Annotated in this window: 21 protein-coding genes and 1 pseudogene; 14 read left to right on the top strand and 8 right to left on the bottom strand. The window is 40.2% G+C overall.

From position 1 onward, the window contains the following. Positions 1-85: 85 nt before the first annotated feature. The 9 genes from MST18_RS05530 to MST18_RS05570 all read left to right on the top strand — a co-directional run bounded on the left by MST18_RS05530 (position 86) and on the right by MST18_RS05570 (position 10,091). On the top strand, positions 86-607 hold the full coding sequence (locus MST18_RS05530) for a cupin domain-containing protein (RefSeq protein ID WP_180076847.1): 522 nt from the start codon (positions 86-88) through the stop codon (positions 605-607). Positions 608-624: 17 nt separating this feature from the next. Next, the gene (locus tag MST18_RS05535) at positions 625-1,473 is read left to right on the top strand and encodes an alpha/beta fold hydrolase (RefSeq protein WP_180083991.1); all 849 of its coding nucleotides are present in this window, start codon (positions 625-627) and stop codon (positions 1,471-1,473) included. Positions 1,474-1,482: 9 nt separating this feature from the next. Beyond that, positions 1,483-2,277, top strand: a complete 795-nt coding sequence (locus tag MST18_RS05540) for an SDR family oxidoreductase (protein WP_180076849.1) — start codon at positions 1,483-1,485, stop codon at positions 2,275-2,277. A gap of 9 nt (positions 2,278-2,286) precedes the next feature. Then, positions 2,287-3,078: an aspartate dehydrogenase gene (locus MST18_RS05545; protein WP_180076850.1), complete on the top strand. Its 792-nt coding sequence runs from the start codon at positions 2,287-2,289 to the stop codon at positions 3,076-3,078. Between the two features lie 19 nt (positions 3,079-3,097). Continuing rightward, entirely contained in the window at positions 3,098-4,564 is a 1,467-nt protein-coding gene (locus MST18_RS05550) for an aldehyde dehydrogenase (RefSeq protein ID WP_180083993.1), read from the top strand. A 50-nt stretch (positions 4,565-4,614) separates the two neighbouring features. Then, entirely contained in the window at positions 4,615-6,255 is a 1,641-nt protein-coding gene (locus MST18_RS05555; protein WP_180083995.1) for a thiamine pyrophosphate-binding protein, read from the top strand. Positions 6,256-6,438: 183 nt separating this feature from the next. Continuing rightward, positions 6,439-7,869 carry an aspartate ammonia-lyase gene (locus MST18_RS05560; protein ID WP_180132869.1) on the top strand — a complete coding sequence of 477 codons (1,431 nt, stop codon included), beginning with the start codon at positions 6,439-6,441 and terminating at the stop codon, positions 7,867-7,869. A gap of 103 nt (positions 7,870-7,972) precedes the next feature. After that, complete coding sequence (locus MST18_RS05565; protein ID WP_218952690.1) at positions 7,973-9,172, top strand: hypothetical protein; 1,200 nt, start codon at positions 7,973-7,975, stop codon at positions 9,170-9,172. A gap of 715 nt (positions 9,173-9,887) precedes the next feature. After that, a complete protein-coding gene (locus tag MST18_RS05570; RefSeq protein WP_180132868.1) occupies positions 9,888-10,091 on the top strand; it encodes a hypothetical protein in 204 nt (67 codons plus the stop codon). Between the two features lie 28 nt (positions 10,092-10,119). Here the strand turns inward: MST18_RS05570 and MST18_RS05575 are convergent, their stop codons facing one another. Together MST18_RS05575 and MST18_RS05580 are read right to left on the bottom strand one after the other, a co-directional pair. Further along, a complete protein-coding gene (locus MST18_RS05575) occupies positions 10,120-10,815 on the bottom strand; it encodes a pirin-like bicupin family protein (RefSeq protein ID WP_180132867.1) in 696 nt (231 codons plus the stop codon). 191 nt (positions 10,816-11,006) lie between these two features. Beyond that, on the bottom strand, positions 11,007-12,227 hold the full coding sequence (locus MST18_RS05580) for a L,D-transpeptidase (protein WP_078191979.1): 1,221 nt from the start codon (positions 12,225-12,227) through the stop codon (positions 11,007-11,009). Between the two features lie 205 nt (positions 12,228-12,432). Here MST18_RS05580 and hemE point away from each other — a divergent pair, with 205 nt between their 5' ends. The 5 genes from hemE to MST18_RS05605 all read left to right on the top strand — a co-directional run bounded on the left by hemE (position 12,433) and on the right by MST18_RS05605 (position 18,439). Further along, the gene (gene hemE, locus MST18_RS05585) at positions 12,433-13,503 is read left to right on the top strand and encodes a uroporphyrinogen decarboxylase (protein WP_180132866.1); all 1,071 of its coding nucleotides are present in this window, start codon (positions 12,433-12,435) and stop codon (positions 13,501-13,503) included. 40 nt (positions 13,504-13,543) lie between these two features. Continuing rightward, positions 13,544-14,335 carry a DUF817 family protein gene (locus tag MST18_RS05590; protein WP_180132939.1) on the top strand — a complete coding sequence of 264 codons (792 nt, stop codon included), beginning with the start codon at positions 13,544-13,546 and terminating at the stop codon, positions 14,333-14,335. Between the two features lie 150 nt (positions 14,336-14,485). Beyond that, entirely contained in the window at positions 14,486-14,956 is a 471-nt protein-coding gene (locus MST18_RS05595; protein WP_078190276.1) for a DUF3015 family protein, read from the top strand. Between the two features lie 109 nt (positions 14,957-15,065). Next, positions 15,066-16,940, top strand: coding sequence for a DUF4105 domain-containing protein (locus tag MST18_RS05600; protein ID WP_373684440.1), 1,875 nt, complete (start codon positions 15,066-15,068; stop codon positions 16,938-16,940). A gap of 107 nt (positions 16,941-17,047) precedes the next feature. Then, positions 17,048-18,439 (top strand): diguanylate cyclase, encoded by a 1,392-nt coding sequence (locus MST18_RS05605; RefSeq protein ID WP_180132864.1) that lies wholly within the window; start codon positions 17,048-17,050, stop codon positions 18,437-18,439. 8 nt (positions 18,440-18,447) lie between these two features. Here the strand turns inward: MST18_RS05605 and MST18_RS05610 are convergent. From MST18_RS05610 to MST18_RS05635, 6 genes and pseudogenes are all read right to left on the bottom strand, one after another. Then, positions 18,448-18,998, bottom strand: a pseudogene (locus MST18_RS05610) (DUF4385 domain-containing protein). A gap of 70 nt (positions 18,999-19,068) precedes the next feature. Continuing rightward, the gene (locus MST18_RS05615) at positions 19,069-19,518 is read right to left on the bottom strand and encodes a hypothetical protein (RefSeq protein WP_180132863.1); all 450 of its coding nucleotides are present in this window, start codon (positions 19,516-19,518) and stop codon (positions 19,069-19,071) included. 248 nt (positions 19,519-19,766) lie between these two features. Further along, positions 19,767-20,123, bottom strand: a complete 357-nt coding sequence (locus tag MST18_RS05620; RefSeq protein ID WP_180035550.1) for a cupin domain-containing protein — start codon at positions 20,121-20,123, stop codon at positions 19,767-19,769. Positions 20,124-20,242: 119 nt separating this feature from the next. Further along, positions 20,243-20,791, bottom strand: a complete 549-nt coding sequence (gene folE / locus MST18_RS05625) for a GTP cyclohydrolase I FolE (RefSeq protein ID WP_180035634.1) — start codon at positions 20,789-20,791, stop codon at positions 20,243-20,245. Positions 20,792-20,886: 95 nt separating this feature from the next. Continuing rightward, on the bottom strand, positions 20,887-21,576 hold the full coding sequence (locus tag MST18_RS05630; RefSeq protein ID WP_078191970.1) for a Smr/MutS family protein: 690 nt from the start codon (positions 21,574-21,576) through the stop codon (positions 20,887-20,889). Positions 21,577-21,678: 102 nt separating this feature from the next. Continuing rightward, positions 21,679-22,671, bottom strand: a complete 993-nt coding sequence (locus MST18_RS05635; protein ID WP_180132862.1) for a hypothetical protein — start codon at positions 22,669-22,671, stop codon at positions 21,679-21,681. Positions 22,672-22,748 lie beyond the last annotated feature (77 nt).

Genomic DNA, 22,748 nt, shown 5'->3' on the forward strand with positions numbered 1-22,748 from the left:
AACTGGTGCTGACGGTAAGAACAATTTAGATCAGATCCAGCTCCACTTTTATGAAATCGCAGTGAGCTGAAATAAGGAGAGAATCATGTCTGTACAGCAATTTGAATCTTGGAAACAGCCTGAAGGTCAAACATTAGAAGAATGGATTGGCGGACGCATCGCTCGCTTTGAAACGCGTCAATACGATTATGATGCACTCAAATTTCAAGCAGATTACGACCCGAAATACCGTCGTGCGCAAATGCGTTATATGGGGACAGGTGCAACAGGTGTAGCAAATGATGGAAATACGGTGCCTGCAGAAAACTTTACCTTTTCAACTATGGTCTTGCCACCGCAGTGCGAAGGTCCGTTGCATATTCATCACGATGTAGAAGAAGTGTTCTTTATGCTGCGTGGTGAAATTGATCTTTTTATCGAACATGAAGGCGAGAAGTTTTCAACCCGCTTAAAAGAACGTGACTTGATTTCAATTCCACCGGGGATTTACCGCGGCTTATTTAACCCAGGAAGTGAAGATGCCCTAATGTGCGTAATGCTAGGTACTGGCAAGCCGACGATTCCGAACTATCCGCCTGAACACCCTCTGTCTCAAATCAAGCGTTAATTTTAGGAAGAAAAGAGATGACTTTAGTTGAGCAATTGGCACAGTTTGAATTAAAAACCGTTCAGTTTGACGGTGTACAGCAATCTTACCGTGAGGCAGGCGCAGGCAAAGTTCTGGTCTTGCTGCATGGCATCAGTTCGGGTTCAGGTTCATGGGTCAAGCAGTTGCAAGATTTGAGTCATCATTTTCATGTGATTGCATGGGATGCACCGGGTTATGGCCAGTCAGATCCTTTAGCTGCAGAACAGCCGAATGCAGAAGATTATGCACAGCGTTTAAAAGGCATGTTGACTGCATTAGGCCTGAACTTAGGATCAGCTCCGGATCAAAACAAAATGATTTTGGTCGGTCATTCTTTAGGTGCAATGCAGGCAGCAGCCTTTAATGCACGCTATCCAGACATGGTAGATGCAGTGGTCCTTGCCAATGCAGCGCAGGGTTATAAAGGTAGTGATGCACAAAAGCAGCAGGATGTCTTTGAAAAGCGTCCAAAAATGCTGCAGACCTTAGGCGCATCAGGCATGGCGCAATCACGTGGGCCGCATTTGGTTGCTAATGCTTCAGCAGAGGCATTAGCGCTGATTGAAACAGTGATGCAAAACATTCAATTAGAAGGCTTTACTGATGCATCGTATCTTTTGGCCTATGACGCGATTCAAAGTTATTTAAACCCAGAACAGTACAATATTCATGTGATTAAAGGCATGGCGGATGGCATAACGCCTCCACAGGATATTCAAGCATTGGCGGATCAGTTTCAGTTGAATCCATGCTACGAAATTGCCGCTGCAGGCCACTTGAGTTATTTGGATCAAGCAGCGCAATTTAACCAAATTTTATTGTCGCTACATGACGCACGGATGTGAGATAGGAAAATGAGCTTCCAATTAGAAGGCAAAAAAGCAGTAGTCACCGGTGGCTCGTCTGGTATTGGCTTGGCAACGGTTGAGCTTTTGGTAGCCGAAGGCGCACAAGTTGCTTGGTGTGGTCGTGACGAACAGCGTTTGAATGAGTCAAAAGCACAGGTTTTATCACGGTACCCAAATGCCAAAGTCTTTACCTCAACTTGCAACGTTTTAGATAAAGTTGATGTGAAAAAATTTGCAGATCAAGTTCAAAAAGAATTTGGTGGCGTGGATATTTTAATTAATAACGCAGGCCAAGGTCGTGTTTCAAACTTCGAAAATACTGCGGATGAAGATTGGCTGAAAGAAGTTGAATTGAAATATTTCAGTGTGCTGCATCCTATCCGCGCATTTTTGCCGGCATTGCAGCAGTCAGAGTGTGCATCGATTACCAATGTCAATTCATTACTAGCGTTGCAGCCTGAACCGCACATGATAGCGACCTCATCTGCACGTGCAGCATTGTTGAATTTAACCCATTCATTGGCGCATGAATTTTCTCAATACGGTATTCGTGTCAACTCAATCCTATTGGGCATGGTGGAATCTGCACAGTGGAAACGCCGTTTTGCAGCCCGTTCTGATCAAAATCAAACGTGGGAAGAATGGATTGGCAATATCGCTAAAAAACGAGGTATTCCAATGGAGAGATTAGGCAAACCTGAAGAGCCCGCGCGCGCTTTGGTTTTCTTGGCATCGCCAATGGCGTCATATACCACAGGTTCCGCAATCGATGTTTCTGGCGGCTTTAACAAGCATTTATAAGGTGGGCATATGAAACAGCTGATGATGATTGGTTTTGGCGCAATGGCCAATGAGGTTCGCAGCCATTTGCCCAAAGACCTTAAATTGAAATGGGTGGTGGTACCAGAGCGCAGTATTGCCAGTGTACAGGACGCGCTTGCCGCAGATGTGCAGGTCATTTCCGATATCGACGATTGTGATGGCACGCCCGACTATGTGATTGAAGTGGCAGGCCAAGCTGCGGTGAAAGAACATGCCACGAAAGTTTTAGCAAAAGGCTGGAACATTGGCCTGATCTCTGTGGGCACTTTGGCTGACAGCGCTTTCTTTGAAGAGTTGCAAAATACCGCTGAACATTCGGGTGCACACATTCATTTACTGGCAGGTGCGATTGCAGGAATTGACGGCATTTCAGCGGCCAAAGAAGGTGGATTGGAAAAGGTCACTTATAAAGGCTGCAAAAGTCCAAACAGTTGGCGTGGCAGTTATGCAGAAAAGCTCATTGATTTAGATCAAGTGACTGAAGCCACCGTTTTTTATACCGGTACTGCGCGTGAAGCGGCATTGCATTTTCCAGCCAATGCCAACGTGGCTGCCACCATTGCATTGGCGGGTATCGGCATGGATGAAACCATGGTTGAGCTAACGGTCGATCCACATATTAACCAAAACAAACATACCATTATTGCCCAAGGGCGGTTTGGTCAAATGAGTATTGAAATGATTGGTGTGCCTTTGGAGAGCAATCCCAAAACATCAACATTGGCAGCATTGAGCGTGATCCGTGCATGCCGCAACAGCGTAGATGCGATTCAGATTTAAAAGGAATTTGGTGAGTGCCATGGTTAAAGAAATTTATATTGCAGGTGAATGGCGTTTAGGCCGCGGCAACGTGATTCAAAGTGTTTTTCCAGCAGACAATTCAGTCAATGCGGAAATTTCTACCGCAACGTTGGACGATGTTGAAGAAGCGATTACAAAGGCTGATCAAGCTTGGCGTAAGCCAGCGTGGCGCAATTCTTTGCCGCATGAGCGCGCAAAAATTTTGTACCGTGTCGCCGATATTATTGAAGCCCGCGCAGATGAATTATCTAAATTGCAAACTCGTGACAACGGGAAGCCTTTAGCCGAAACACGTGCTTTGGTGATGAGTGCAGCAGCAACGGCGCGCTTTAATGCCGCAGCTTGTGAAACTTTTAATGAAGAATTGACCACGCAGCGTGCATCTGACTTTTTGACCATGAGTGTGTATGAACCTGTAGGTGTGGTGGCAGCGATTACCCCTTGGAACTCTCCAATTGCCAGTGAAGTGCAAAAATTGGCACCCGCTATTGCAGCAGGTAACGCGGTGATTTTAAAACCAGCTGAAGCGACATCATTAATTGCTTTGGAGTTGGCAAAAATCTTTGAAGAAGCAGGCTTACCAAAAGGCATTTTGAGTGTGTTGGTTGGACGCGGCTCAGTGATTGGTGATGCTATTGCCCAACATCCTTTAGTACGCAAAATTTCTTTTACGGGCGGTACATCTACTGGCCGTCACTTGGCGCATATTGCTGCTGAAAAGCTGATTACCACGTCTTTAGAGTTAGGCGGAAAATCGCCAACAATTGTACTGCCAGATGCAGATATTGAAATTGCAGCCAAAGGTATTGCTTACGGTATTTTCAGTTCAGCAGGTCAGGCGTGTATTGCGGGTTCGCGTTTGTTTATTCACGCTTCCATTTATGACGAATTTTTAAAGCGATTAGTGGAAATCACTGAAGGTTTACGCGTGGGCCATCCTGAACAGCCAAATGTACATATGGGTTCACTTATTAACCAAAAGCATTTGGAATCTGTGCATCGGTATGTGGAATTAGCCAAAGCTGAAGGCGGTACGGTTGTTACGGGTGGTGAAGCGATCACTGAAGGTGAATTTGCCAAAGGCAGTTTCTACAAACCGACGATCATCACGGGTTTGAGCAACAGCGCGCAAACCTGCCAAGAAGAAATTTTTGGCCCTGTGTTGGTCGTTATGCCATACGACAATGAAAAAGATTTATTCGAGCAAGCCAACGATAGCTGTTTTGGTTTAGCGGCAGGGATTTGGACAGAAAGCTACCGTAAAGCATGGAAAATTGCCCGTTTGCTGGAAGTCGGTACGGTGTGGATTAACACCTATAAAAAATTCTCCATCAGCGCACCTTTTGGTGGTTTTAAAGACAGTGGAATTGGCCGTGAAAAAGGCCGTCTCGGTATCCTGTCTTATATGCAGCAAAAAAGTATTTATCTAGGTTTAAACGAGCAAGCCAATCCATGGTCGGACTAGCAGACTCAAAAAATTAGTAATCAAAAATTCAAGAATTTAAGGAAAGAACAATGACTGAACGTGTAAATGTAGGCGAAGCAATCGCTCGAGTTTTAGAACAGCATAATGTAGACAGCATGTATGGCGTGATTTCTATTCACAACTTGCCTATTGCAGATGCCGTAGGCCGCCGTGAAAAAATGCGCTTTGTCGCAGCGCGTGGTGAAGCAGGTTCTGTCACTATGGCAGACGCACATGCACGCTTTAAAGGTTTAGGTGTAGCTTTGACCAGTACTGGTGCTGGTGCAGGTAATGCTGTGGGTTCACTGATTGAAGCAATGAATGCAGGCAGTCCAGTGTTGCATTTAACAGGTCAAGTGGAACGTGAATATTTAGATCGCGATGCAAGCTTTATTCATGAAACTAAAGATCAACTGACTTTCTTAAAAGCATCAAGCAAAGCGGCTTTTCGTATTACCAGCCCAGACAATGCTGTTGGTGTTATTCGTGAAGCGATTCGCGTTGCGACGACTGTGCCTATGGGGCCAGTCAGTGTAGAAATTCCAATTGATGTGCAAGCGGCTGAAATTGATTTGCCAGCCAATCTTGGCCCAGTAAAAGCCATGCAACTGCCGCAAGCGGAAAATGCTGAAATTAACATGATTGCAGATGCATTGAAAAAGGCGAAACGTCCATTACTGTGGATTGGTGGCGGTACGTTAAATGCAGTTGCAGAAGTGAAAGCGCTGGCTGACTTAGGTATTCCAGTTGTTTCATCTACGCATGCACGCGGTGTATTGGCAGATGATCATCCACGTAGCTTACGTGCATTCCATAACTCTGCAGCCGTTGAAAAACTGATGAAAGAGGCGGACTTATTGATTGTTGCAGGCTCACGTTTACGCAGTAATGAAACCAAGACTTACTCAGTTGAATTCCCTGAAAACATCATCCAAATTGATGCAAATCCAGTTGCACAGCAACGTAACTACAAGATTTCACAATTTGTATGTGCAGATACCAAAGATACTTTTGCACGTGTCATTAGCGCATTGAATGGCCTAAGCAAAATTGATGCTGCATATGATGCAGATGTTAAGGCTGCGCGTGAACATGCGGTAGATGCACTACGTACGCAAATGGATCAATACGCATTAATTTGTGATCACTTACGTGCAGCATTACCAGAAGACGGTATTTTTGTTCGTGACATCACCATGTCAGGCAGTACTTGGGGCAGCCGTTTGTTCCCAGTACAAACACCGAACAAAAACATCCACTCATTGGCTGGTGCAATCGGCTTGGGTCTTGCACATGCCATTGGTTCATCGATTGCTAACCCAGACAAAAAAGTTGTGGGCTTAGTGGGTGATGGTGGCTTGATGCTGGGTATTGGTGAAATTGCGACGATGGCGCAAGAAAACACCGATATGGTGCTGATGATTATGAATGATGGTGGTTATGGCGTCATGCGTGGCATTCAAAATAACTACTTTGGCGGTCGTCAATACTATAACGAACTGCATACGCCAGACTACAAATTGCTTGGTGATTCAATGGGTGTGAAGAGCTGGAAAGTAGCGAGCGCGGAAGAGTTTAAAACTGCAATCAAAGAAGCCATTGATTTGAATGGTCCAGCGGTTATTGAGCTTGATATGAACGCAATTGGTCCATTGAAATTTGCGGGTCCACCACAGAAGAAATTGTACTAATCCATCCGAATTGGATCAGTAAAGTCTAAAACCCTTTTGATCAAACAAAAGTGAATGAAATTGAACGGTGTAATTTCCCCGAAGGGGAATTGCACCTGAGTTACAGTCAGACGACATGTAAAGTCAAAGGACATAAAACCTGAGTTCAGCAGACTAAGGTAGAGCAAAACAAGGTGAGTGGATATGCAAACAAGGATTGAGCATGATTTACTGGGTGCTAAAGAAGTGCCATTTAGTGCGTATTACGGCATTCATACCCAACGTGCATTAGAAAATTTTAAAATTTCCCATTTAACGGTTGGACAGTCACTGCATTTTATTCGTGCTTTAGGCTTTGTCAAAAAAGCAGCTGCACAAAGTAATTTTAATTATAAAAAAATCAGTGAGCAACAGCTTAAAGCCATTGAATATGCAGCTGATCAATTGATTGAACAGCCACAGCAATGGGCAGCGTCATTTCCAATTGACTGTTACCAAGGTGGGGCAGGTACATCGGTCAATATGAACTGTAATGAAGTCATTGCCAATATTGGTTTGGAATACTTGGGGGAGCAAAAGGGGAGTTACTCGATTCTGCATCCGAATGACCACGTCAACAAATCCCAATCGACCAACGATGTTTATCCAACAGCACTACGGATCAGTTTATATCACCGTATAGAAGACCTGCTTTTAGCACTGGATAAATTGATTCAAACCATTCGTGCGAAGGTAGCTGATTTTAAACATGTGTTGAAAATGGGCCGTACACAGTTGCAAGATGCGGTTCCGATGACCATGGGACAAGAGTTTCAAGCCTTTGCCACTTTACTGAATGAAGATATGCGTTTGATTAAGAAAATGCGTGAATTTTTATTGGAAATCAACTTAGGTGCAACGGCAATTGGTACAGGGGTGAATACACCTAAAGGTTATGCGCAGCATATTACGGCACGTTTAGCTGAACTCACTGGATTACCAGTCAAAGGCGCCGAAGACTATGTTGAAGCCACCAGTGACTGCGGCGTATTCATTCTGATTTCAAGTACCCTAAAACGTCTGGCATGCAAACTATCAAAAATCTGTAACGACTTGCGTTTACTCAGCTCAGGTCCACGTACTGGGCTGGCCGAAATTCGCTTACCAGAATTGCAAGCAGGTTCATCCATTATGCCCGCCAAAGTGAACCCAGTGATTCCTGAAGTGGTTAATCAAATTGCCTTTAAAGTCATGGGTAATGATTTAACCATCAGCATGGCAGCTGAAGCAGGACAATTACAGTTGAACGTGATGGAACCTGTGATTGCGTTGTCACTGAATGAATCGATTGAATTGCTTCAACATGGCATCAGCAGTTTGGATGAAAAATGTTTTGCAGGCATTCAAGTCAATGAACAACAAGCCTATGACATGGTCATGCGTAGTGTTGGCATTGTGACTTTGCTTGATCCAATTCTTGGACATGACCGCTGTGATGCCATTGGTAAACAATGTATTGCTGAAAACAAAACCATTCAAGAAGTGGTGCTGTCTCAGGGATTGATGACGGAAGAGCAATTGAAAGAAGTCTTTTCTTTTGAAAATTTAATCTCGGAAGTTCGAAACTTCGAAGCACCGCTGCAAGACATTGCTTAATTGCAAATGAAGTTCGCAGTGACTGCTAAATAAATTTTTTTTAGTTAAATATGGAAATAAACAAAGTTTTGCATGCAAAACAAAATAAGGACAGGTGCTTGAGATGAATAAAACCATATTGATAACAGCGATGATGCTGTCTTTGAGCGCAGCTGCCGCTAGCGTTCAAGCCAAAGAGGATCCATTAGAGTGGAAAAGCGACGATGGCACACAATCGTTTAAATTGGGTGGAGCTTTACGTTTTAATCATCGTTATGAACAGTGGGAGCCAAGTGATAAACGCGGCATAGGCAAACTGGATTTTGATATTTTCCGTATCGACTTAAAAGGCAAATCAGGTGATGCCTATTTGAATGCGAGCTATTTAATTCAAGATCAGGAAAAAACCTCAATTGAAAAAGCCTATGTGGGTTATAACCTAGACAAAAACAACAGCATCGAAGCAGGTTTTGTCTATAAGCCATTTGCGCTTTATCCATATCCGCAAAATGGTTGGACCTATCATATCCCGTTCTTCTTGGGCTATGGCAACAACATCGCGCCGGGGATTAACTGGAATTACAACAATCCTGAATGGGATGTGAAAGTTGGTTACTACCCACGTATGTTGGAAACCAATTTACGCTATTCACCTGAATCTGCAACTTATGATGATCTTTCAGAGAATCATTTACCCTTTCAAGCTGCTTATCAAAACGAAAAGCACAATCAGCTGAATACTCGTATTGTACGTAAATTCGGTAATGATCAAATCGGGAAACACGAGGTCGGTATATCTGGATCTGCCGCACTATTGCATAACAAAACGACCCGCGATGAAGGTAGTTATTATGCCGCTGGGATTCATACCAACAGCAACTACCAACGTTGGAATTTACAGTCTTCGGTGATTCATTATCAATATGATGCTGAAAACCCTGAAGGTGTAAGTAATGACATGACCTTGATGGGCGCAAATGGTTTAACACCAGCCTATTTCATTGCCTCTGAAGGTACAGTTTCAAGCGTCAATTTGGCATATACATTACCTGTTCAAAATATGGGTAAACTCAAAGCCATTCGTTTTTACAATGACTACAGTTATTTAGACAAAGAACGCAGTGACTGGTCAGCTTCGCAAATGAATACCACAGGTGCAATGTTTATCGCTACACCATTTATGGTGTGGGCAGATTATACTTGGGGCAAAAATGCCAATATTATTGGTGGGGCAACCAATGGCACAGGCTTTACTTCAGCAACATCTGAAAATAGCGATAAATGGCTGTATCGCGTCAATTTAAATATTGGCTTTAACTTCTGATCGATATCCAACAAGCTAAAACCTCTGTTAAAGCAAAATGGCTTTGATCGAGGTTTTTTTATTGGAACACTTAAGATGCATTTAGATGTATTTAATCTTCATATTTTATGTCTTTGTTTTAAATTAAATCAGGGCTATGGCGTATTAAATTTAAGATTTACTAAAAATAAAAAAAAATCGTTTATGAATTAACTGAGCATCTGTTCATTTAACTCTCAGTTTATCTTAGTTAAACCATGTCCTAAGCAGATCAAAATTTAGAAAATTGTCAAAATCTCCTCGATAATGGCTTGCTGCTATTGCAGAGCATGGCTATAGCAAAAACTTTATTCAGGCTTTGGTACGCAAGGTCAGATGATTTAATGGCATTTTGTGTTACTAATTTTTATAAGGTAAACGGGTAATTTCGCCTTTTACAAGTAAATTCAAATCTTCAAACATTTCCATACTTATATTTTAATTTAACTTTTATAGATTTGGATCACTCTCTCGTGAGGGAGGTAATTTGCTTTATTCTTTAAAATACATATTTGGGGCTAAAGATAAGCATATTGCGACAATTAGAGTCTTGTCATGTTTTCTGCATTTTTCGACGATATCCTTCAGTATTATGCAGATATGAACTTATATTTTTGCAAAATTGTCTTTGGTTTAGACTTATGGGGGAATGGGGTACTTGATCTTAGGTCTTTGACATTGGATTTGCTGCCATATATTGGCTTATGAATATAAAAAGCATGCTCAAAAAGGTGAAAACATAACTTGGCAGCTCAGTTTCTTCGCTTTACTGGCACTACAAATGTCACCATGCACATTTCCAATAAAACATATAGCCATGCTTGCTGCTGGATTTATTATTCCGTCTTTAGTGTTGATGTGGTTATATAAACGCAGTGAACGCCTTAGCCAAGCTGGATAAAAAAGCCCTCACATTTGAGGGCTTTTAATTATTTTACTTCGGGTAAATCAAACCAAATCACTTGAGCATCTTCAAGTGCTTCAATTTGGCTATCTTCTAAGAACGCAATTGCACCACCAGCTTCAACTTTATGTTCAGCAATTTGCACTGAACCTGAAATAACATGGATATAGTTGATATGCTGCGTTGCATGGATATCTAAAGATTGACCTTTCGTCAAAAATGCAGATTTAACTTCCGCTTGCTGGCGAATATGCATCGGTGCATTGTCATTTGGACCGACAATTAAATGCCATTGATTGGGTTGATCACGTGGATCACATTTAATTTGTTGATAGGTCGGTTCAGCATTACGTTCATTTGGAACGATCCAAATTTGTAGTAAATGCACATCTTCGTCACCTTGGTTCATTTCGCTATGACGAACACCTGTACCGGCACTCATCAGCTGCCATTCACCCGCAGAAATGCCACCATGGTTGCCCATGCTGTCTTTATGCGTAATGGTGCCTTTTAACACACAGGTCAAAATTTCCATGTTGTCATGTGGGTGTTGACCAAAACCTTCATGTGCTGCAATTAAGTCATCATTAATTACACGAAGCGCACTAACGCCCATGTATTTCGGGTCATACCAGTTACCAAAAGAAAAGCTGTGTTTAGACTCAAGCCAGCCCATTTTTACGTGACCACGGTTTTCACTTGGATGTAAAAAAGCATTCATGGCATTCATCCTTATCTTAATTATTGAACATATGCCTATTTTAGGATTGAACTAAATAGGGATATATAGTTTTTTAGCGACAATTCATCCTATTTTTGCAACGCTCAGCCAAGATTGAGTCTTTTGTTATGCATAAAGGCGCAACTATAAAAAAGCCTGCAAGAAGCAGGCTTTTTTAAATATGACTAAAATTATTCTAAGAATTTAACAGTCACACCAGATTTCACTTTCTTACCTAAGTCATTTGCATCCCAGTTGGTCAAACGAATACAACCGTGTGACGCAGTTTTAGAGATTGCAGATGGGTTCGGAGTACCATGTATACCAAATGATTTTTTGCTCAAACCAATCCAGATATTACCAACAGGACCATTTGGACCAGGTGGTAAAGACAATGGTTTTCTGTTGTTGCCTTGAACAAAGTTAGAAGGTGAGTAGCTGTACCAAGGGTTTGGTGCAACACCTGTTACTTTATATGTACCTGTAGGTGATGGTGTATCTGAACTACCAATCGTTGCCGGGAATGAACCGATCATTTGGTTGCGGCTATTAAACAAGTAAAGTTGTTTCGCGCCTTTATGTGCAACGATCAGGTGAATATCTTCAGGAACTTCGTTACGAATATTCGCTACTAAGATTTTTTCACCAGCTTTTTTAAATGTCGCTTTTGGATTCAACTTTTTCAAAAAGTCTTCGTCCATGTGGAATTTTTCACCTAACATTTCAGTCACACGTGTGTAGTACAAGCCTTTCATTTTTGCTTGTAATGCATAGTCGTGTGGAATTGATGCTGCATAAGGACCTTTCAAGTCTGCATCAGTCAACGTGTATTCAATGAATGCAGGTTTAGAACCTTGTTTCGCAATCAGCGCATCCCAAGTTTCTTTAGTTAAAGTCCCTGTAGGTTTCAACCCATTCATTTGTTGGAATGAAGCGATCGCCTTTAGGGTATTTTTACCACTGGTACCATCAATTGCACCCGGTGAAGCATGTGCATTATTGAGCATGACATGCGCACGTGCATAAACAGGGAATTGACCTTTACCAATGTTGTCATACCACTGAGCATTATTTAGGTCATTTAAACCCCAAGCAACTTTGGCAGCAGGCGAAGTTGATGTTGGAGTTGTAGCAGTCGCTGTAGCAGGTGCAGCACCAATGTCGGCTTTGACATCTTCTGATTGTTGCAGGCTGTCTAAAGTTTGCGATGCTTGGTTCAGATCTTCTTGTTCTTGAGCGCTAATCTGGCTAGTTGCAGATGAAGCTTCAGTCGCTAACGGATCAATGGGATCCTGAACTGCAACATTAGTCACTTTTTTTGGCGTTAATGGTTGTTCAGCAGTAGATGCGGCAATAGCTGTACCAGCAAATATGCAACTTAGGCTCAGTGCGAGCATGGTGCGAACGAACATGTAATTCAACCTTAAGAATTATTCATTTACTGTGTATTAAAAACTGGCTAAGTATTACAGAAAAAAAGTGGAGATGCAGTAGTTGTTTTGTGTAAATATCATTTTTGGCACTCAACATGATCGGTTTTTAAATGCTTGAGAAGTTATTATATTTACAACCTTTTTGATATGATGATGCGAATATCGAATTAAGTTGGGAAAGTGAATGACGACCTTAAAAAATGATCGTTTCTTGCGTGCCTTATTACGTGAACCGGTAGATGCAACTCCGGTTTGGATGATGCGTCAGGCTGGCCGTTATTTACCAGAGTATCGTGAAACACGTGCCAAAGCAGGTGATTTCCTATCCCTTTGTAAAAATACAGAATTTGCTTGTGAAGTTACTTTACAACCTTTGCGTCGTTATGACTTAGACGCTGCCATTTTATTTTCAGACATTTTGACTGTACCTGATGCGTTGGGTTTGGGACTGTATTTTGAAGCAGGTGAAGGTCCGAAGTTTCATAAAACTGTACGTACCGAACAAGATGTACTGAATTTACCTAAGTTTAATGCCAAATCTGACTTAGATTATGTCATGAATGCAGTGACTACGATTCGTTCAGCGTTGGGCGGACAAGTTCCTTTGATTGGTTTCTCAGGCAGTCCTTGGACACTGGCAACCTATATGGTGGAAGGAGGTTCAAGCAAAGATTTTCGTTTTACGAAACAAATGATGTATGCACAACCTGAAGTGCTGCATGCCTTATTAGACCGTTTGGCTGTGGCGGTGACTGAATATCTCAATGCGCAGATTGATGCAGGTGCGCAAGCCGTACAAATCTTTGATAGTTGGGGTGGGGCATTAGCACACCGTGAATACATTGAATTTTCACTAAACTACATGCAAAAAATCGTGGCAGGTTTACAGCGTGAAAAAGATGGACGCAAAGTTCCTGTGATTTTGTTTACCAAAGGTGGTGGTCAATGGTTAGAGCCAATGATTGCAACGGGTGCAGATGCTTTTGGTTTAGATTGGACTACGCCATTAAATGTAGCACGTCAAACAATCGCAGGCCGTGCAGCTTTGCAAGGTAACTTAGACCCAGCAACATTGTATGGTTCGCCTGAAGCAATCGCGAAAGCGACGCGTGCTATGTTAGATGACGCATATGCCAACGGTGAAAAAACCGGTTATGTGGCGAACTTAGGTCATGGTATTACCCAGTGGGTAGATCCAGCCAATCCAAAAGCCTTTATTGATACGGTACACGAATATAGTGCCAAGTATTTATAAGGCTTTAGGGAAATAGGTTTAGGATTCAACCGTGGTCAAGATGATAAAATCATGTTTTGAGTTCTCTTATAAGGCAGCTTCGGCTGCCTTATTTGGGATATTACTGCTGATCGCTTTTGCATTAACTGCAGCAATGGGAAGTCAGGAATATTTTGGCTTTTTCCGTTATGATTATTTATTGTTTTATGCACTGATCATTCAAGTGTGTTTACTCTACCTGAAACTCGAGTCTTGGGCGGAAGCCAAAGTCATAGCACTGTTTCATATCCTTGCAATGGGGATGGAAATATTTCTGACCCATCCACACATTGCCTCATGGCAATATCCGCAGCCTGCGATTTTCAAATTGCTGACTGTGCCATTGTTTGCAGGTTTCATGTATTCGGCGGTGGGGAGTTTCTTTGCACGTTCGTTACGTCTATATCAAGTGTCGTTCAGTAACTTACCGCGTTTTTGCAATATGCTGTGCTTAGCCGTTTTGTCATATCTTAATTTTATGACCAAATTTTTTGTGCCAGATATTCGTATGTTTTTGTTTGCTTGGAGTGTGGTGATCTTTTGGAAAACTAAGCTCAGTTTTCAATTACAAAATTATGTGATTCAGTTGCCGATGTTACCAGTACTGTTGATTTTGGCATTTTTGATTTGGATCGCAGAAAATATCAGTACTTTCTATCAAATTTGGTTATATCCAAGTCAGGTCGATGCATGGCATATGGTCGGTTGGGGGAAACTCGGTTCTTGGTATTTGTTGCTATTACTCAGTTTGGTTTTAGTGCTCAAAATTCTTGGAAAACGTGATGAAAATGGTACTTGGTTGCTCAAAAAATAGTGAAAAAGAACGTATTATTTTTAGCCAAAAGTTTTAGATGAAAATGTTTTGCCTTATCTGAAAGATCAAGTTAATCTACAGGTGTGTAATCAAAACTACACATGTTTTAATAATTAAAAACAATGGAATAAAATTCCCTGGAGAAGTGCTATGTTAAAAAAATTAGCTTTAGTTGCAGTCGTTGCACTAGGTTCTACAGCTGCTTTTGCTGACCGTGACGTAGGTTGTGGTGTTGGTTCTCAAGTTTGGGCTGGTCAATCAGGTAAAATTCCTAAAATTTTAGCTGCGACTACCAACGGTATTTTTACTAACCAGTTACTTGGTATTACCTTTGGTACTTTAGGTTGTAGCGGTACAGGTACAGTGACTGCTCAAGCGGTAACATTTACCAATGAAAATGCTGAATCACTTGCACGTGATATGGCGGTTGGTCAAGGAGAGAGCCTGAATGTTTTGGCTGAGCTTTTAAACATCCAATCAACAGATAAAGCACGTTTCTTTGCTGTGTCTAAAGCAAATTTTGCTGAAATCTATTCAGCTGAAAACCAGTCTTCTTTACAAGTACTTGCTTCATTACAAAGCGTAATGGCGAAAGATGAAGTACTTAAAGCATACGTTTAATCGATGCTTTTAAAACCCTGTCTCTCGGCAGGGTTTTTTATTATCTAAAATATATAAAAATGGATTTGAATATAACTGAATGAAATCAATTGCTTTATTTTGTACTTTTATGATTCCGAGCATCTTATATGCTCAGCAAGTTGTAGATCCAAACCTCTCTAAAACCGTAGAGCTACAGCGATATATTGAACTTGCACAATCAAAAAAACTGTCTGAACACATCAGTTGGCAACGACTTTTATATACAGATCATAAAGGACAAAGTGAAGTTGCTTTTTCAGGTTACTTTGTAGCTGAAAATGGCCGTCACAATGCCCAAGCCGAATTAGAGGCAGATGTCGCTGCACTATTTCAAACCGCTGAACCTAATCAAGCCTTTCGTTGTCGTTTCCCTGCGCGTAGTCAGTGGCTGATGCAAGAGTTATCCATCCGTTCAGAGCAGTTACCTGTGGTGAGCTGCCCTGAGTTTGATGAATGGTTTGGAAAAATTAAGCCGTATAAAGCAACATTAATCTACGCCACAGACTTTATGGGTAATCCAAGTTCTATGTTTGGACATACCTTATTGCGTCTCGATCCGAAAGAACAAAAAGAACTAAATTTGGTGTCCTATGCCATTAACTATGCAGCGACAGTTGCAGGTGAAGATAACTGGTCTTATGCATGGAAAGGCTTAACAGGGCAGTATCCTGGTGAATATTCATTGATGCCGTACTACCGTAAAGTGAAAGAATATGGTGATTTTGAAAGTCGTGATTTGTGGGAATATGAGCTAGCACTAACCGAGCAAGAAACCAGTTATTTGGTTAAACATATTTGGGAAATGCAAAATGTAAGTTTTCCCTATTATTTCGCCAGCGATAACTGTGCATATCGATTATTGGGCTTAATGGATTTGGTTCGCCCGACACTGAATTTAACCGAAAAATTTAAAGTTGCTTCCATTCCCGTTGAGACGATCAAAGCGATCAATGATGAACAACTGATTCAAGCAGCGGTTTATCGTCCTGCATTAGAAACGCAGCTTTTGTCACAAGCGCAGCAACATGGATATCGTTTAGCACGCGAAGCGCATAAGCTCGCTGAAATTGAACCTGAGAACATGCCGACAGCACTCGCTCAGTTTAATGAAGTAGAGCAAGCGAAAATATTAGAAATGGCGTATGACCATCTGTATTTATTACTGATTGGGAGAAAGGTGAGTGCGGAAGAAACGCAGCCTAAATTACGTAAAATCTTGGCCTTACGTAGTCAATCTTCGCAACCAAAACAACGGACTGAACCTAAGCAGCCAAGTCTAGACCCAGTCAATGGACATCATGCGCGAAATTTTTCAGCTACAGTAGGCGAAGTTCAAGGTGAAAAATACATCGAACTCGGTCATCGTCAGGCTTATCATGATTTGATCGATCCGCAAGGTGGCTTTCGGATTGGTACGCAGTTGATGTTTTGGGATGGCTCGATCCAATATCGTGACGACCAACTCAAACTCAATCATTTTGATTTTTTATCGGTCAATTCTTACAACCCCATTACGCCATTTAAAACACCGCTAAGCTGGGGTTTTAATTTTGGCTGGCAGCAAGTGTCTGTAGATGTAGGTCAATTTAGCGAAACGAAGCAACATGGCGTTGCTGAATTCAAAGCACAATCTGGTTATAGCTGGGCCAATCAGGAACGTACACATTTGTGTTATGTGCAGTCTCAAATGCAGGTGCAGGGCGGTAAGTCTCTAGATGATGGATGGCGAGTGGGCCTTGGGCCGACACTGGGTTGCCAAAATATTTGGTCAGAAAGATTCAATAGTTTGATTCAGGTAGAGCTTCCGTATTGGGAAGATGTGCATCAGTGGAATCTAAAACTTGATGCTGAATTACAATATATCGTCAACCAACAAAATGCTTTAAGACTAGGCTACGAATATCAGCAACAAGATGATCAAGATTGGAATAAATTGAAATTGAGTTATGTATTTTTCTATTAATTTTTAAAAATAGATAAAATGTGAAATATTAAATAAATTTGTTTTTTTATGTAAGTAAAGCAAGGTATGATTGCTAGCTTTGTAATAGCTGTGGTTTGTGTCACCGAATGAATCAAGAATGTATTACAGGTCTAAGTCAGACTTGGAAAGATATTTGTGATCAATATACTGAAAATGAACATCTTGCAGCTTTGCAATTTATCCAGAAGCATGTTGAGCATTTAGTTACTGTTTTTTATGAACAAATGTCGAGAGAACCAGCGTCAGCTGAATTTTTTAAAGACGATATTATTCAAAAAAGGCTCATCGACACCTTAAGAAAATGGTTATTAGAAACATTTAATGTTGCACTAAATAATGATTTTGAAATTTCGGTTAAAAGGCAGCAAAAAGTTGGAATGGTGCATGCGCGTGTCGGCATTCCGTCATGGTTGATTATGCGTGGTGTACGTGAAATAGAACGTAAAATATTTGAAATTTTAGAGCTAAACCATACGCAAAATATTCTCCATATGTGCAGTTATATTGTACAAATTATCGGATTTAGCACAGAAATTATGTGCAGATCTTATGAGATCAATACGGAAAAAAAACAAGAAACCAAGCATAATTATCGCTTATTTTCAGCGATGCAAGATGTGGCAGTGCATAAAGATAAACAACGTGGTTCATTGCTCAATTGGGAAAATGAATTGATGTTTAAAATCTTTTCGGGAAATGTCAGTTTTTATCATTCCTTACTTTCAAAATCAGAATTTGGATTGTGGTTTATTCATAAAGCGGCATATGCTTTTTCGGGTTCAGATCAGGTTCAATTAATTATTGATCGAATTTATCAAGTGGATGAGCTAACGCAGCAAACCACACAAATAATGGATAAAGATCAACTGCAACATTTGATTCAACAGATTCGAGACTTAAATCGTGAAATTCAGCATTTAGTCGATCAATTATTTCAGGTGGCTGAATATATTGAGTCAGGCAATGATTCTTTGACGCAACTCCTAAACCGTCGTTATCTTAGTACTATTATTTCACGTGAAATTACTTTTGCACGTCAAAATCAAACGCCCTTGTCTTTGCTAGCCTTTGACGCGGATTACTTTAAAATGATCAATGATAAGTTTGGTCATGCGGCAGGTGATCTTGCACTGAAATTTATTGCCGAAGCTTTGCAGCGTTACAGCCAAGGTAGCGATTATGCATTCCGTATTGGTGGCGAAGAGTTCTTGTTACTCTTGGTGGACACCAATGTAAACCGTGCGATGAAAGTTGCAGAAAATATTCGCCAATATATTGAAAATGGAGTGATCCGAACAGTACAAGGTCAGCAATTTAGTTTAACTGTTAGCGTTGGTTGTGTGCAGTATAACGGTCATCCTGACTATCAACGTTTACTAGATGCTGCCGATATAGCACTCTATGCTGCCAAGAATACTGGTCGTAACCGTATTTACGTTGCTAAAACTGATCAGCAAACAAGATCATCTTCATCCTAAATGGATATTCACTTAATTTTGCTTTGTAGAAAATCTAAAAATTTTGCTTTTTGCTCTACATACTTGGGATGAACTTTAGCTTCATCCCATTTTTGTTTAAATACTCGTGCAGCAGCAGCTTTGACGGGATCCTCTTTTTGTCTTGGAAGCTCTTCGCGTCCATGTGCACCACTTAATCCTTTTTTATCATTAGGGACGGACCCTCATATTTTTTACCACCTTTATGGTTGGCATAGCGACGTGCACGTGTGAAACCCATCTGCAAAAATTTACGTGCCATATCTGCACCGACAAAATCTTCAGCGTCTAAATACTCTTCAAAAAGTTGCCAAATTTTGGTGCTGCTTTCGATGGCTTTTTCTTCATTAGCAAATCGCCAATAAGGCAAAATTTCAGATTTATAAGGCTCTACGAGTAATACACCTTGTTCACCACGTCCAATTCTATAAAGTTCAGGGTGTTCGCGAAAATTTATCTTTTTAAAATCTAAACTGTAATCAAAACTATTGGAATGAACGCGTGATACACGCTTAGGTGTGGGGATGGATTTATTATTCATATTCACTCCATTACAACCTTACTCTTTTTCAAGCTTAAGCTAAAAAAGTAGCCCCAGTTGGGGCTACTTTTTATTTTGTCTTTTTGCTGGTGGATTTGGCTTTGGTCGTCTTGGTTTTTTCTCCCTTAGACTTGCTTGCCTTAGCATCCGTTTTCTTTGCTGTTGAAGATTTTTTTGTTGCTTTCTTCTCAGCTTTTGGCTTTTCCTCTTTAACTTTAGTGCTTGTTTTTGATGTGCTGGCTTTTTTAGGGGCCTCTTTTTTGTCAGCTTTAGATTTCGGCGAACTTTTAGTTGACGCAGATTTTTTAGCTTTTACTTTTTCATCTTTAGTTGCAGCTTCTTTTTTAGAAGTGCTGTCCTTAGATTTTTTTTCAGCAGTTTTCTTTGTTTCTTTCTTTGAATCTTGACTCGATGCTTTAGCTGATTTTTTTACTTTATCCTCATTCTTTTTTGCAGTTTTTGCCGTAGTTTTCGCTGTCTTTTTCTCATCTTTTTCAGTTGTCTTTTTTGCGGCTACCATAGTGATCACCCTTAGTTAGTAAAAAAAAGAAAATAGCAATGAATCTAAAGGATTCATCTTGTTTTCAATGTACGGACTAATCTTGAATATGGGGGGGAAATCATGTTATGAAATGTTTAATTTATGAACAGAAATACATTAAGTAATTGATATCAATTTTATGCTGTAGTTTTGAGTTACAAGTCTTACAGCACGGTTACAAACAATATTTTTAAAAGATATTTTTTCAAAATAAATATTTTGGGCGATTAAACTTCTACAACCACATAGTATTTTTTGACGGCTTCGACAACTTCAAACTTGCCCTGAAACGATGGGGGAATAATGCCCGCATGGCCAGCAGAAACTTCGATATATCCGCCTTGTTGATCATGAATACGTACTAAACCTTCAAGGATTGTAAAAAACTCTTGTTTGTTCGGTGCAAAGACAATATTCCATGCACCAACTTCACATTGCCAGATCCCGCAGTCCATATTGGGGTGTACATACAGGCTTGCGGTTTCACGTTTAGGATTGCCTTGAACCAAACGGTCTGGGCGAGGGAAGTCTATGCTGTGTTCGGCTTGTGCTAAACCCTGACCGGCAATATATACATCTGACATGATTCATCCTGAAAATAGTGCTTTGCTATCAAAGCAAACGATTTTCGACATTAAAGCACAAATAAAAAAAGCCTCAAGAGTTTGAGGCATTTTTTGAAGAGCTTACGCTGAATGTTCTATTAATAGCTTTCAGGCACAGCACTTAAAAATTCACGACGTTCTTCTTTATTGGTTTTAAAGTCACCGATAAAAGAAACGGTACGTGTTGTAGACTCTTGTTTACCTACACCACGCATCATCATGCACATGTGAGCTGAATCAATCACCACAGCTACACCACGTGCACCAGTCACTTCAGCCACAGCTTCAGCGATCTGCTGAGTGAGGTTTTCCTGAATTTGTAAGCGACGGGCAAACATTTCTGTAATACGTGCGAATTTTGATAAACCTAAAACATTGCCTTCTGGGAGATAAGCAATATGTACGCGACCATAAAAAGGTAATAAATGGTGCTCACACAAAGAATAGAATTCGATATTCTTAACTAAGACCATTTCACGGTTATCGGATGGGAAAACCGCATTGTTGGTCACTTCTTCAAGTGTCTGGCTATAACCAGAAGTAAGATATGAAAAAGCTTTAGCAGCACGCATAGGCGTATCTTTAAGACCCGGGCGATTCAGATCTTCACCAACGGCAGTTAGGATATTTGCGTAGGATTGCTGCATAGACATAAGACGTGTTCACTTACACTGAGAGATTGAACAAGGACGGCATTGTAGCAGAAAACTATTACAATGCCTTCTTTTGGAGTTAAATCCGATTATTGTTTAAACTGTGGGTTTTTTTCTGCACGTTTAAGCAGAACCAGTACAGCACCTGTGCCGCCTTGTTTTTCTGGGGCGCTCACAAATGCCAATACATCACGATGTTGACGTAACCAACTATTTACATAAGTTTTTAAAATTGCTTCTGGACCTTTGCCATGCACAATTTTAATGACGTTTTGATTGTCATCTTTCGCCATTTGAATAATTTGCAGCACGGCAGAACGGGCTTCTTCAACAGTGCAACCGTGTAAGTCGACAGCTTCAAACCAACGTAGATTACCAGCTTTCAAATCTTCAAAAACTTTATGTTGTAAGGTTGCAATGCGATAGCTTAAAGCAGCTTGACTGGCAACAGGGTTGAGCATCGCTTGCGTATCAGAAAGTAATGCATCATCTGTTTCCATAGGACCAATTGCAGCAGCACGTTTAGCCAACGTTTGCGCATCAGGTTTTTTACGACCCACTTTTTCCATTTTTGCAATATTTCCTGCATTCATTTTTTGAACACCTTGCATTTGCTTTTGGAAAAGCGCGAAGTCTTCTTCCTGCTCTTGTTCAACAGTCTTTGGCGTTGGCTCAGGCTGTTTAGCAATCGTTGAGGAATGTGGATTCGTAATTTGCTTTTTAAAAGATTTCAGTAGGTTGTACTGATCTTTTGAAAGCGAAGAATCGTGTTTGCTCATAATGAAAAAACGGGAAATATACAAAAATTTAGTGCAATTATAGCCTTAAATGGCACTGATTTGAACTGGAAAGACTTTATATAAAGAAGATCTCCTAATTCATTACAAGTCCAATTTGGGCTTCAAAGTTGAATTAATTAATTTAATAACTTTTTTATTTTTATATTGTTCTGCAAGAGCTAATGCTGATTGTTCTTCATTAAATTTAGAAATACACACGATTTCGGTTGAAGCGCCTTTTTCAAGTAAATAAGAAATTATCTGATATTGATTTAGGCGGATAGCTTTACCTAATGGGGAGCATCTAGTGAAATAATATGTTTGTGGTTCAACTTCATCTACTACAAGTTCATTTATTTTTCTCAGCTTCATTTTTTTGATGAAAGAAATATCTGTGTGCTCGATAGCCGCCATAATTAAGGTGGTATCATAAAATTCATTGTTTTCACCAAAATTTAAATATTCAAGATACAAATTTTTGGCTTTTTCATAATTATCAATATCATTTTTCTGTGTCAGGTTCTTTATCGCATTTTGGAAAAAATCATTCATATCATCAAAATCATTTATTGCTGCATGGAACATGAATATATTTATTAAATATGGCTCATAAGCTAAATTCTTTTTCAATAAATGAGGGGTATCTTTATAAAAAATCTGTTCAAAATGATTTAATTTTTCCATGGAAATAGGGTGAGATTTAATATTGATTGGTTTTGATAAAGAATTTTTATGTCCTTTAGAAATAGAAAAATAGGTTGAATTTTCAATATTCTTGTTTTTAGTATTGATTGAGTAATTAATGACTATTGGTAAGCCTTGATAACTAATGATTTCAATTTGATTCTTATTGAAATCATAATTTTTGCCCTTTAGCACGTTAGTATTTATATTTGGAAAAATTTGATTTAGGTCAATCTGCGCAGCAATGATGCCTTCGGGCATAGTGGAAATATTGAAGTAGAGGATATGATTTTGGTCAATATGATACGGTGAGCCAGTATACAGAGTTATATTTTTTGCCCAACTTATCTGGTGTAGTGAAACCAAGATTAATGAAATGAATAGAAGAGTAGAAGAAATAATCGACTTCATTATTTTTAATTCTCAATTGAATAAAAATTATAAAAAGGATGTGTAATTTTTTTAATATGGAGGCAAAGGAGAAAAAG

The sequence above is a fragment of the Acinetobacter sp. YH12068_T genome (assembly GCF_024606005.1).
Lineage (GTDB): Bacteria > Pseudomonadota > Gammaproteobacteria > Pseudomonadales > Moraxellaceae > Acinetobacter > Acinetobacter amyesii.

Coding starts and splice junctions, on each gene's coding strand:
- MST18_RS05575 (WP_180132867.1), bottom strand. CDS start 10,815: ATGAATGCTTTTTTACATCCAAGTGAAAACCGTGGTCACGTAAAAATG.
- MST18_RS05550 (WP_180083993.1), top strand. CDS start 3,098: ATGGTTAAAGAAATTTATATTGCAGGTGAATGGCGTTTAGGCCGCGGC.
- MST18_RS05600 (WP_373684440.1), top strand. CDS start 15,066: ATGATTCCGAGCATCTTATATGCTCAGCAAGTTGTAGATCCAAACCTC.
- MST18_RS05615 (WP_180132863.1), bottom strand. CDS start 19,518: ATGGTAGCCGCAAAAAAGACAACTGAAAAAGATGAGAAAAAGACAGCG.
- MST18_RS05555 (WP_180083995.1), top strand. CDS start 4,615: ATGACTGAACGTGTAAATGTAGGCGAAGCAATCGCTCGAGTTTTAGAA.
- MST18_RS05540 (WP_180076849.1), top strand. CDS start 1,483: ATGAGCTTCCAATTAGAAGGCAAAAAAGCAGTAGTCACCGGTGGCTCG.
- MST18_RS05635 (WP_180132862.1), bottom strand. CDS start 22,671: ATGAAGTCGATTATTTCTTCTACTCTTCTATTCATTTCATTAATCTTG.
- MST18_RS05620 (WP_180035550.1), bottom strand. CDS start 20,123: ATGTCAGATGTATATATTGCCGGTCAGGGTTTAGCACAAGCCGAACAC.
- MST18_RS05565 (WP_218952690.1), top strand. CDS start 7,973: ATGAATAAAACCATATTGATAACAGCGATGATGCTGTCTTTGAGCGCA.
- MST18_RS05545 (WP_180076850.1), top strand. CDS start 2,287: ATGAAACAGCTGATGATGATTGGTTTTGGCGCAATGGCCAATGAGGTT.
- folE (WP_180035634.1), bottom strand. CDS start 20,791: ATGCAGCAATCCTACGCAAATATCCTAACTGCCGTTGGTGAAGATCTG.
- MST18_RS05590 (WP_180132939.1), top strand. CDS start 13,544: ATGATAAAATCATGTTTTGAGTTCTCTTATAAGGCAGCTTCGGCTGCC.
- MST18_RS05580 (WP_078191979.1), bottom strand. CDS start 12,227: ATGTTCGTTCGCACCATGCTCGCACTGAGCCTAAGTTGCATATTTGCT.
- MST18_RS05605 (WP_180132864.1), top strand. CDS start 17,048: ATGAATCAAGAATGTATTACAGGTCTAAGTCAGACTTGGAAAGATATT.
- MST18_RS05535 (WP_180083991.1), top strand. CDS start 625: ATGACTTTAGTTGAGCAATTGGCACAGTTTGAATTAAAAACCGTTCAG.
- MST18_RS05630 (WP_078191970.1), bottom strand. CDS start 21,576: ATGAGCAAACACGATTCTTCGCTTTCAAAAGATCAGTACAACCTACTG.
- MST18_RS05530 (WP_180076847.1), top strand. CDS start 86: ATGTCTGTACAGCAATTTGAATCTTGGAAACAGCCTGAAGGTCAAACA.
- MST18_RS05560 (WP_180132869.1), top strand. CDS start 6,439: ATGCAAACAAGGATTGAGCATGATTTACTGGGTGCTAAAGAAGTGCCA.
- hemE (WP_180132866.1), top strand. CDS start 12,433: ATGACGACCTTAAAAAATGATCGTTTCTTGCGTGCCTTATTACGTGAA.
- MST18_RS05595 (WP_078190276.1), top strand. CDS start 14,486: ATGTTAAAAAAATTAGCTTTAGTTGCAGTCGTTGCACTAGGTTCTACA.